Source organism: Pseudomonas sp. Irchel s3h17, assembly GCF_900187505.1.
Taxonomy (GTDB): Bacteria; Pseudomonadota; Gammaproteobacteria; order Pseudomonadales; family Pseudomonadaceae; genus Aquipseudomonas.
This window is the reverse complement of sequence record NZ_FYDL01000035.1, coordinates 1-10,709: the sequence shown is the minus strand read 5'-3', so window position 1 is coordinate 10,709 and position 10,709 is coordinate 1. Positions and strand designations below refer to the sequence as shown.

The 10,709-nt window shown below is 61.2% G+C and carries 9 protein-coding genes; all 9 read left to right on the top strand.

Annotated features, from left to right (window positions below):
- The first annotated feature begins 2 nt into the window (after positions 1–2).
- The 9 genes from CKW25_RS25785 to CKW25_RS25745 all read left to right on the top strand — a co-directional run bounded on the left by CKW25_RS25785 (position 3) and on the right by CKW25_RS25745 (position 10,541).
- A complete protein-coding gene (locus CKW25_RS25785; RefSeq protein ID WP_371855211.1) occupies positions 3–980 on the top strand; it encodes a DUF2515 family protein in 978 nt (325 codons plus the stop codon).
- Complete coding sequence (locus tag CKW25_RS25780; RefSeq protein ID WP_095083799.1) at positions 977–1,588, top strand: hypothetical protein; 612 nt, start codon at positions 977–979, stop codon at positions 1,586–1,588. Before CKW25_RS25785 ends, CKW25_RS25780 begins: the two co-directional genes overlap by 4 nt.
- Before the next feature lie 47 nt (positions 1,589–1,635).
- Entirely contained in the window at positions 1,636–1,779 is a 144-nt protein-coding gene (locus CKW25_RS26770; RefSeq protein WP_172736656.1) for a hypothetical protein, read from the top strand.
- Positions 1,776–2,387, top strand: a complete 612-nt coding sequence (locus CKW25_RS25770; protein WP_095083796.1) for a hypothetical protein — start codon at positions 1,776–1,778, stop codon at positions 2,385–2,387. The genes CKW25_RS26770 and CKW25_RS25770 overlap by 4 nt, the downstream gene beginning before the upstream one ends.
- Before the next feature lie 147 nt (positions 2,388–2,534).
- Positions 2,535–3,962 carry a di-heme oxidoredictase family protein gene (locus tag CKW25_RS25765; protein WP_095083795.1) on the top strand — a complete coding sequence of 476 codons (1,428 nt, stop codon included), beginning with the start codon at positions 2,535–2,537 and terminating at the stop codon, positions 3,960–3,962.
- A 45-nt stretch (positions 3,963–4,007) separates the two neighbouring features.
- A complete protein-coding gene (locus CKW25_RS25760) occupies positions 4,008–5,072 on the top strand; it encodes an imelysin family protein (RefSeq protein WP_095083794.1) in 1,065 nt (354 codons plus the stop codon).
- Positions 5,073–5,086: 14 nt separating this feature from the next.
- Positions 5,087–6,184 (top strand): DUF1513 domain-containing protein, encoded by a 1,098-nt coding sequence (locus CKW25_RS25755; protein ID WP_095083792.1) that lies wholly within the window; start codon positions 5,087–5,089, stop codon positions 6,182–6,184.
- 165 nt (positions 6,185–6,349) lie between these two features.
- Positions 6,350–7,501, top strand: coding sequence for an efflux RND transporter periplasmic adaptor subunit (locus CKW25_RS25750; RefSeq protein WP_095083791.1), 1,152 nt, complete (start codon positions 6,350–6,352; stop codon positions 7,499–7,501).
- A gap of 13 nt (positions 7,502–7,514) precedes the next feature.
- On the top strand, positions 7,515–10,541 hold the full coding sequence (locus tag CKW25_RS25745) for a multidrug efflux RND transporter permease subunit (RefSeq protein WP_095083789.1): 3,027 nt from the start codon (positions 7,515–7,517) through the stop codon (positions 10,539–10,541).
- The last annotated feature ends 168 nt before the right edge of the window (positions 10,542–10,709 follow it).

Below are 10,709 nucleotides of genomic sequence, written 5' to 3'. Positions count from 1 at the left end.
GCATTCTGATCGCCGACCCCAAGGCACGTAACCGCGCGATCAATGCCGCCTACGCCCAACTCTGGCTACACGATCCGCGCTTGCAGTGGGCCGGGCTCGCCGCCTTCGCCTCGAAACAGGTGGGCTGCGGCCTGCTGCACGCCGCCGACTCGATCGACAGGATCCAGGCCGAACATGAAGCCGCGCAGCAGCTCAAGCATAGCGCCAGGACAGGGTTGTTTGGCTTGTTCAGCAGCAGTGAAGATGAGCGGCAAGCGAAGCTGGGGGACTACGAGCAGGCACAACGGGACTACGAGCACGCCATCGGCAACAACCCGCTGCCGAGTATCGACCTCAGGCGCGAAGGTGAACCGTTGTCGATGGCGCAGCAGCTGTACCAGTATGTGTATGAGATGCTGGCCATGGGCAATACCACGCTGTTCCTGGACGTTTATCCGCTGCATGTTTTCTACAAGGAGCGGGGGTTGGGGGCGCTCGAAACCTGCCTGCCTTCACGCAAGAATATTTATGGGTCTGACCAGTACCCCGTGCTATGGCCGGTCGGGCAGAAGAAACTAAAGTTCGGAACCGACCACGATGAAATCCTGCAAGCCTTTGAGGCCATTGAGGCTGGAAACATCGCCAAAAGTGTTGACCACCTTGCCAGGCACGAACAGGTCAATATTTTACAGCCGGCGATGTACAGCGACCCGAAACTAGTAACTCTGCTGCGCGGCAATCACTTCTCTTATGTCACGAACTTCCCATCCGGCGTCGCTCAGGCCATTGAGCTGACGCTGGCCAGCCAATGCCGGCCTGTCGATGACGGACGCACCATTGGCTTCAGCAACAACCCCGTAGCCGACCTGTCCAATATCCACCAGCGAATGGCTTTCGTGCTCAAGGCCGCGGCACAGTTTGATAATCTGTTACATAGCGGTAATCGCTACCAGATTCAGCAGTCGATTGAGGACATCGCCGCAGGTGGGGGCGTGCGATGAGCCTGGCGCAACGTGTCGGTTGGCGACGCGGTGTGCTTGCACTCACGGTCGCGGTCTGCATTGCGTGGGCGGCGATTGCAGCGCAATCGGAAAAGGAAATCGTGCTGATGATAGGTGAACCTTACGAGGCCATGCGCCAGCGCTCCAGTGCGGCCATTGGTCCAGCCATTCCCGGGCAAGTGTCGTTCAACATTCCCCAGTCGGATGCCCGTCTGCTTTTCACAGACCCTCAATATGGGTTTGTGACCCCATTGGCCCGTTTCTTCACCGTTATCTACCGAAATGAGTTGATCTACAGTGTCCGAATGTCCCCGCAAATCGAGCCGCTGCTACTCGACGATACGCTCAAGGTCGTACTGGATTTGCAGGAACAATGGCGCAAAGCTGGCTGGACGCCAATCCGGATCAAGAGCTTTCCTTCGTTCGCCGATACGCCCCAATGGCGCGCCCGATTGCGAGATGTGAACAAGGGCGGTACGGCTTACTGGCGAGCAGGCGACAAGTACCAAGTGATGCTGGCGGTCAATCGCTTCAAGGATTATAAGCGCCCCATTGAGGAGCGTTACCTGATCACTCTACAGCTTGCCACACCGTGGGGGAGACCTTGACCCTGTGCCCTGATGATGGACACGCCATTGGCTTGGACAGCAACCTTATGACTAACCTGTCCGACCTCCATCAGCGCATGCCTTTTGTGCTTAAGGCCGCGGCACAGTTTGACGAGCGGTTGCATGACGGCAACCGCTATCAGATCGAACAGGCGCTTCGGGATATCGCCGCAGGTGGGGGCGTGCGATGAGCCTGATGCAACGTCTGGGTTGGCGACGCGGTGTGATTGCACTCGCGATCGCAGCCTGCATTATGTGGGTGGCGATTGAAGTGCAATCAGAAAAGGAAATCGCATTGGTGATAGGCGAGCCTTGGGAGGACATGCGCCAGCGCTCCAGTGCGACCATTGGTCCAGCCATTCCTGGACGAGCCTGGTTCAATATGCCCAAGTCGGATGCCCGCCTGCACTTCATCGACCCTCACTACGGGTTTGTGACCCCACTGGCTCGCTTTTTCACAGTTATGTTCGATGATGAATTGATCGACAGTGTCCGAATGTCCCCACAAATCGAGCCGCTGCTACTCGACGATACGTTCAAGGTCGTGCTGGATTTGCAGGACCAATGGCGCAAAGGCGGCTGGACGCCGAACCGGGTCATAGACTTTCCATCGTTCGCCGACACTCCCCAATGGCGTGCCCAATTGCGGGACGTGAACAAAGGCGGTACCGCTTACTGGCTAGCGGGCGACAAGTACCAGGCAATGCTCGTGGTCAATCGCTTCGAGGACTACAAGCGCCCTGAAGAGGAGCGTTACCTCATCACACTGGGGCTTTCCAAATCACGGGGCGTGCGATGAGCCTGAGGCAACGTGACGGTTGGCAACGCCCAGATGCGGCACCTTGCGCAATTGCCCTGGATCAACCAAACGATAATTCCTCTTATTCAAACTCCCCTGCCCTGTTAGACTTTGCGCCCTTGTTTTGCTCGTCTTTCAGGATCTCTGATGCCCTCGCTGTCTCTTCGCCTGTCCGCACTGTTCCTGGCCCTGGGCCTGAGTGCCTGCGATGACGCCCCGCGCTTTACCAAGGCCGAGCCCGGCGAAGCTCGCTCAGGCGGTGCCGCAACGGTTCGCAAGACTGACCAGAATGCCTTCTCGATGCCTTCGGCCAACCTCTCGCCGACCCGTCGGCTGGACTTCAGCGTCGGCAACAGCTTTTTCCGCAGCCCTTGGGTAACGGCCCCCTCGACCACCACCGCCCGTGACGGTCTCGGCCCGCTGTTCAACACCAACGGTTGCCAGAACTGCCACATCAAGGATGGTCGCGGCCATCCGCCGGCGCCCGACGCCAACAATTCGGTGTCGATGCTGGTGCGCCTGTCGATCCCCGAGACCCCGGCCGACACCAAGCTCGTCGAGCAAGTCGGTGTGGTGCCCGAGCCGGTCTACGGCGGACAACTCCAGGACATGGCGGTGCCAGGCGTCACCCCGGAAGGCAAGGTTCGCGTCGACTATGAGCCGGTGCCAGTACGCTTTGCCGACGGCAGTGAAGTCGAACTGCGCAAACCCAAGCTGCAGATCACCCAGTTGGGCTACGGACCGATGCACCCCGACACGCGTTTTTCCGCCCGGGTCGCCCCGCCGATGATTGGCCTGGGCCTGCTCGAGGCGATTGCCGATGCGGACATTCTGGCCAACGCCGACCCGCTGGACAAAGACAAGGACGGCATTGCCGGTCGGCCGAACCTGGTCTGGGATGATGCACAGCAAAAGACGGTCCTGGGCCGATTTGGCTGGAAAGCCGGGCAACCGAATCTCAATCAACAAAACGTTCACGCGTTTTCTGGTGATATGGGCCTCACCACCCACCTGAGACCCATCGATGATTGCACCCAGGCCCAGACCGATTGCTTGCAGGCCCCCAACGGCAATGGCCCGGATGGCGAGCCGGAAGTCAGCGACAACATCTTGCGCCTGGTGCTGTTCTACAGCCGTAACCTGGCCGTGCCCGCCCGCCGTGACGTCAACGGCGCGCAAGTGCTGGCCGGCAAGAACCTGTTTTTCCAGACCAGCTGCCAGTCGTGCCACACCCCGACCTTCACCACCGCCGCCAATGCCGCCGAACCTGAACAGGCCAATCAAGTGATTCACCCCTACAGCGATCTGCTGCTGCATGACATGGGCGAAGGCCTGGCTGATCACCGTAGCGAATTCCAGGCCTCTGGCCGCGACTGGCGCACGCCGCCGTTGTGGGGCATAGGCCTGACGCAAACGGTCAGCGGCCACACCCAGTTCCTGCATGACGGCCGCGCCCGCAACCTGCTTGAAGCCGTGCTCTGGCATGGCGGTGAAGCCCAGGCGGCGCAGCAACAGGTTTTAGCTTTCAATGCCGAGCAACGCGCTGCATTGCTGGCCTTTTTGAATTCGCTTTGAACGCATTCCCCATACGCCTTGCCCCAGACCAATAGGGAGCCCGACATGTTCCGTCCCAAGCTGTTGTTCACCAGCCTTGCCGCCCTCGCCCTCGGCGCCTGTGCGCCCCAGGACCCACAAGCCGTCACCTCGGCCGCCATTGCCAAGCAAGTGATCCTGCCGACCTACAGCCGCTGGGTCGACGCCGACCGTCAACTGGCCGTCAGTGCGCTGGCTTACTGCGAAGGCAAGTCGGACCTGGCGACCGCCCGTGCCGACTTCCTGCATGCGCAAAAAGCCTGGGCCGAACTGCAGCCCCTGCTCGTAGGCCCACTGGCCGAGGGCAACCGCTCCTGGCAGATCCAGTTCTGGCCGGACAAGAAAAACCTGGTCGGCCGCCAGGTCGAACAATTGCTGACCGCGCAGCCGCAAATCGACGCCGCTGCCCTGGCCAAGTCCAGCGTGGTCGTCCAGGGCCTCTCGGCCTATGAGTACATTCTGTTCGACGAGAAGAGCAACGTCGCCGATGCGGCGCAAAAGGCCCGTTATTGCCCGCTGCTGACTGCCATCGGCGAGCGCCAGAAGCAATTGGCCGAAGAGATCCTGGCGAGCTGGAACAGCACCGACGGCATGCTCGCGCAGATGACCAAGTTCCCGAACCAGCGCTACGCCGACTCCCATGAGGCCATCGCCGATTTGCTACGCGCGCAAGTGACGGCACTGGACACCCTGAAGAAAAAACTCGGTACGCCGATGGGGCGTCAGAGCAAGGGTATCCCGCAACCCTTCCAGGCGGACGCCTGGCGCAGCCACTCTTCGCTGCAAAGCCTGGAGGCCAGCCTCGCGGCCGCCCGGACCGTCTGGGTTGGCGTCGACAACAAAGGCCTGCGCGGCCTGTTGCCCGCCGAGCAGAAACCACTGGCCGACAAGATCGATGCCGCCTATTCCGCCTCGCTCAAGCTGTTCGACAGCAGCCAGCGTTCGCTGACCGAAATGCTCAACGACGATGCCGGCCGTCAGCAACTCAACGACCTCTACGACAGCCTCAACGTCGTGCATCGCCTGCACGAGGGCGAACTGGCCAAGGCGCTGGGCATTCAACTGGGCTTCAACGCCAACGACGGTGACTGATGAGGGTTAGCTCCATGCTGCGACGCCAGGCTCTGACTTTCGGCAGTTTGTTGCTGGGTGCCGTGACGCTGGGCGGCTGGAAGCTGTTCAAGCAAAAGGACACCGGTCCTTTGCTGCTTTCGGCCCGCGACGACAGCGACGGCAAGCACTACGCCGTCGGCTATCGACTGGATGGCACGCGCGTGTTCGCCACCGAGGTCGGCCAGCGCTGCCACGACATCATCAATCACCCCGAGCTGCCGATTGCCCTGTTCGTTGCCCGGCGACCGGGTACCGAAAGCTACCTGGTCGACCTGCGCGACGGTACGTTGCTGCAAACCCTGGCCTCGCAAGCGAACCGGCACTTCTATGGCCATGCGGTCATTCACAAAGGCGGTGAGTGGCTGTACGCCACGGAAAATGACACCACCGACCCGGGCCGTGGCCTGCTCGGGGTGTACCGTTTCGAGAACGAGCGACTGGTGCACCGCGGTGAAATCTCCACCCACGGCATCGGCCCCCATCAGGTGTCGTGGATGCCTGATGGTGAAACCCTGGTGGTGGCCAACGGCGGCATCCGCACCGAAGCCGAAAGCCGGGTGGAGATGAACCTCGATGCCATGGAGCCGAGCCTGGTACTGATGCGGCGCGATGGCAGCCTGCTGAGCAAGGAAACCCTGGCCCAGCAGATGAACAGCGTGCGACACATGGGCATTGCCAGCGACGGCACCATCGTCACCGGCCAACAATTCATGGGGGCCGCCCACGAGTCGTCCGAACTGCTGGCCATCAAGCGTCCCGGCCAGCCCTTTGTCCCGTTCCCGGTCGATGAGCAGCAGTTGCAAGCCATGGGGCATTACACCGCCAGCGTCGCGCTGCACAGTGACCTGCGGCTGGTGGCGCTGACCGCGCCACGGGGCAACCGGTTTTTCATCTGGGACCTGGACAGCGGTGCGGTAAAACTCGATGCGCCCCTCCCCGATTGCGCCGGGGTTGGCGCGGTGGCCGATGGTTTTGTCGTGACCTCGGGTCAAGGGCGTTGCCGCTACTACGATTGTCGCCAGGCAACGTGGGTGGCCAAACCTCTTGAGCTGCCCGCAGGACTCTGGGATAACCATCTGCACCTGGTCTGATCGTCATGTCCCCCGTGGCGAGCGAGCTTGCTCGCTCGCCACGGGCAGGTGTTCGTGAGCTCAAGGCCGTTGCTTCGACAGCCCCCAAAACATCCATTGGAATCACCTGCACTCTCGGAGTAATGTGCGGCCTGTCTCACCTGATTTTTTCCAAGGAAGTGGAATATGCTGCGTCGCCGCATGCTGATCATGTTGGGGGTTGTACTGCTGATCGTCCTGGCGCTGGGAGGCTACAAGGCCTTTTCCATTTACCGGACGATGCAGACCTTCGCTGTGCCGAAACCACCGGTGAGTGTCGCCGTGGCCACCGCCATCGAACGCCCCTGGCAAGTGCGCCTGCCCAGCGTCGGCACCCTCAAGGCGCTGCAAGGGGTCGACCTGAGCCTGGAGGTCGCCGGCACCGTCACCGAGGTGCAGTTCCAGTCCGGACAGAAGGTCAAGGCAGGCCAGCCGATCCTCCAGCTCGACAGCGCCGTTGAAAGCGCCCTGCTGGAAACTGCCCGGGCCGACCTCGGCCTGGCACAACTGGACTATGGCCGGGGCAGCCAGTTGGTGGGCAGCGAAGCCATTTCCAAGGGCGAGTTCGACCGACTCACCGCACAACTGGCCAAGAGCAAGGCGACGGTCAATCAACTCAAGGCCTCCCTGGAAAAGAAACACATCGTGGCCCCCTTCAGCGGCACCATCGGGATTCGCCAGGCCGACGTCGGCGACTTCCTGGCCAGCGGCACCGTGATTGCCACCCTGCAGGACCTCAGCAGCCTGTATGTCGACTTCTACGTTCCGGAACAGGCGGTGCCGAAAATCGCCCTCGGCCAACCGGTACAGGTGAGCGTCTCGGCCTACCCGACCCTCAACTTCCCCGGCACCATCAGCGCCATCAATCCCAAGGTCGAAAACACCACCCGCAACGTGCTGGTGCGCGCCACGCTGGCCAACCCCGACGGCAAGCTGCTGCCCGGCATGTTTGCCAGCCTGCAGGTGCTGCTGCCCGACCCTCAGCCAAAAATCGTCGTCCCTGAAAGCGTGATCACCTACACCCTGTACGGCAACTCACTCTATGTGGCAGCGCAGAAAAAAGACGCACAAGGCAACGTCGAAAAAGACGACCAGGGTCAGCCGGTGCTGGTCGCCGAACGTCGGTTCATCGAAACCGGTGAGCGCCGCGACGGTCTGGTGTTGATCAACAAAGGCGTGCAGAACGGCGAGCAAGTGATCAGTGCCGGCCAGATCAAGCTCGATAACGGCGCTCACATCGTCATCAGCCCCGACAAGAACCTGCCGGCCGAACAGAACAGCCAGCCGCACGCTGACTGATCAGGGAATCACCATGGCATTTACCGACCCGTTCATCCGCCGCCCGGTGCTCGCGACCGTGGTCAGCCTGCTGATCGTGCTGCTGGGCTTCCAGGCCTGGAGCAAGTTGCAACTGCGCCAGTATCCACAGATGGAAAACGCCCTGATCACCGTCACCACGGCTTACCCCGGGGCCAACGCCGAAACGATTCAGGGCTACATCACCCAGCCCTTGCAACAAAGCCTGGCGAGTGCCGAAGGCATCGACTACATGACCTCGGTCAGCCGCCAGAACTTCTCGGTGATCTCGATCTACGCCCGCATCGGCGCCAACACGGACCGCCTGTTCACCGAGTTGCTGGCCAAGGCCAACGAGGTCAAGAACAAGCTGCCGCAAGACGCCGAAGACCCGGTCCTGAGCAAAGAGGCGGCTGACGCCTCGGTGCTGATGTACATCAGTTTCTTCAGCGAGGACTTGAAGAATCCGCAGATCACCGACTACCTGTCGCGGGTGATCCAGCCCAAGCTCGCCACCCTGCCCGGCATGGCCGAAGCCGAAATCCTCGGCAATCAGGTATTTGCCATGCGCCTGTGGCTGGACCCGGTAAAGCTCGCAGGTTTCGGCCTGAGCGCCGCCGATGTGACGACTGCCGTGCGCCAGTACAACTTCCTGTCCGCCGCCGGTGAAGTCAAAGGCGAGTATGTCGTCACCAGCGTCAACGCCAACACCGAACTGAAATCCGCCGAAGCCTTTGCCGCGATCCCGCTGAAAGTCGATGGCGACAGCCGAGTCCTGCTCAGCGATGTCGCGCGCGTGGAAATGGGCGCGGAAAACTACGACACCATCAGCTCATTCGGCGGCACCCCCTCGGTGTACATCGGGATCAGGCCCACCCCCGGCGCCAACCCGCTGGACGTGATCAGGGAAGTGCGCAAGCTGATGCCGGAGCTGGAATCCCAGCTGCCGTCCAACCTCAAGGCCGACATCGCCTATGACGCCACTGAGTTCATTCAAGCCTCGATCGACGAAGTGGTGAAAACCCTGTTCGAAGCGGTGCTGATCGTGATTGTCGTGGTGTTCCTGTTCCTGGGCGCACTGCGCTCGGTGGTCATTCCGGTGATCACGATCCCGCTGTCGATGATCGGCGTGATGTTTTTCATGCAACTGATGGGCTACTCGATCAACCTGCTGACCCTGCTGGCCATGGTACTGGCCATCGGCTTGGTGGTGGACGACGCCATCGTGGTGGTGGAGAACATTCACCGCCACATCGAAGAAGGTAAGACGCCGCTGGACGCGGCGCTTGAGGGCGCGCAGGAGATCGCCATGCCCGTGGTCTCGATGACCATCACCCTGGCCGCGGTTTACGCGCCTATCGGCTTCCTGACGGGGCTGACGGGGGCGCTGTTCAAGGAGTTCGCCCTGACCCTGGCCGGCGCCGTGGTGATTTCGGGGATCGTGGCCCTGACCCTGTCGCCGATGATGTGCGCCATGCTCCTGCGCCACGATGAAAACCCGACGGGGCTCGCCCATCGCCTGGACCTGATTTTCGAAGGTCTCAAGCGGCGTTACCAGCGCCTGCTGCATGGCACGCTGAACACCCGGCCGGTGGTGCTGGTGTTTGCGGTGATTGTGTTATGCCTGATTCCGGTGCTGCTGATGTTCACCAAGTCGGAGCTGGCACCGGATGAGGACCAGGGCATCATTTTCATGATGGCCAATGCGCCGCAACCGACCAACCTGGATTACCTGAATGCCTATACGGATCAGTTCATCACGATCTTCAAGGAGTTTCCCGAGTACTACTCCTCGTTCCAGATCAACGGCTTCAACGGCGTCCAGTCGGGTATCGGCGGCTTCCTGCTCAAGCCCTGGAACGAACGCAGCCGCACCCAGATGGAGATCCTGCCCGAGGTCCAGGCCAGGCTGGCGGCGATCTCCGGGCTGCAGATCTTCGGTTTCAACCTGCCCTCGCTGCCCGGTACCGGCGAAGGCCTGCCCTTCCAGTTCGTGATCAACACCGCCAATGACTATGAGGCGCTGCTGGCCGTGGTCGACCGGGTGAAAAAGCGTGCGCTGGAGTCTGGCAAGTTCGCCTTCGTCGACATCGACCTGGCCTTTGACAAGCCGGAGGTGGTGGTGGATATCGACCGTGCCAAGGCCGCGCAGATGGGTGTATCGATGCTCGACCTGGGCACCACGCTGGCAACGTTGCTGGCGGAAGCCGAGATCAACCGCTTCACCCTCGAAGGCCGCAGTTACAAGGTGATCGCCCAGGTCGAGCGGGCCTACCGGGACAACCCCGACTGGTTGAGCCACTACTACGTGAAAAACACCCAGGGGCAACTGCTGCCCTTGTCGACCCTGATCACTGTCAACGACCGTGCCCGACCGCGCCAGCTCAACCAGTTCCAGCAACTGAACTCGGCGATACTCTCAGGCTTCCCGACGGTCAGCATGGGTGAAGCGATCGATGCCGTGCGCCAGATCGCCGAGGAAGAAGCGCCACCCGGCTTTGCCTTTGATTACGCGGGGGCCTCACGGCAGTACATTCAGGAAGGCCGCGCGTTGTGGGTGACCTTCGCCCTGGCACTGGCGATCATCTTCCTGGTGCTGGCCGCGCAGTTTGAAAGCTTCCGTGATCCGCTGGTGATTCTGGTGACCGTACCGCTGTCGATCTGCGGCGCATTGATTCCGCTGTTTCTGGGCTGGTCGAGCATGAACATCTACACCCAGGTCGGGTTGGTGACGTTGATCGGCCTGATCAGCAAGCATGGGATCCTGATCGTCGAGTTTGCCAACCAGCTGCGCAAGGACAAAGGCCTGAGCGCCCGTGAGGCCGTTGAAGAAGCCGCCGCCATTCGCCTGCGCCCGGTATTGATGACCACGGCCGCCATGGTGTTTGGCATGGTGCCGCTGATCATCGCCACAGGCGCAGGGGCCGTAAGCCGCTTCGATATCGGCACCGTCATCGCCACCGGGATGTCCATCGGGACGTTGTTCACCCTGTTCGTGTTGCCGTGTGTCTACACCGTGCTGGCCAAATCCGATCAACCGTAAGGACGGCCAGGCGGCGTGCCTGAGGCACCGTTTCGCAGGCAATCGAGTAGGAGGCGGATTTACATCCGCCGTCCTCTCACATACATGGACGCCCCCAGTTTGCCGAGCTTTCAATTCGTGACAACACAGACGGGGTTGAGATTGCAGCCATACATCCGGACTTTATGT

Excerpts from the sequence above, each read along its gene's own strand:
- CKW25_RS25780 (WP_095083799.1), top strand. The coding sequence starts at position 977 with ATGAGCCTGGCGCAACGTGTCGGTTGGCGACGCGGTGTGCTTGCACTC.
- CKW25_RS25755 (WP_095083792.1), top strand. The coding sequence starts at position 5,087 with ATGCTGCGACGCCAGGCTCTGACTTTCGGCAGTTTGTTGCTGGGTGCC.
- CKW25_RS25750 (WP_095083791.1), top strand. The coding sequence starts at position 6,350 with ATGCTGCGTCGCCGCATGCTGATCATGTTGGGGGTTGTACTGCTGATC.
- CKW25_RS25765 (WP_095083795.1), top strand. The coding sequence starts at position 2,535 with ATGCCCTCGCTGTCTCTTCGCCTGTCCGCACTGTTCCTGGCCCTGGGC.
- CKW25_RS26770 (WP_172736656.1), top strand. The coding sequence starts at position 1,636 with ATGACTAACCTGTCCGACCTCCATCAGCGCATGCCTTTTGTGCTTAAG.
- CKW25_RS25745 (WP_095083789.1), top strand. The coding sequence starts at position 7,515 with ATGGCATTTACCGACCCGTTCATCCGCCGCCCGGTGCTCGCGACCGTG.
- CKW25_RS25760 (WP_095083794.1), top strand. The coding sequence starts at position 4,008 with ATGTTCCGTCCCAAGCTGTTGTTCACCAGCCTTGCCGCCCTCGCCCTC.
- CKW25_RS25770 (WP_095083796.1), top strand. The coding sequence starts at position 1,776 with ATGAGCCTGATGCAACGTCTGGGTTGGCGACGCGGTGTGATTGCACTC.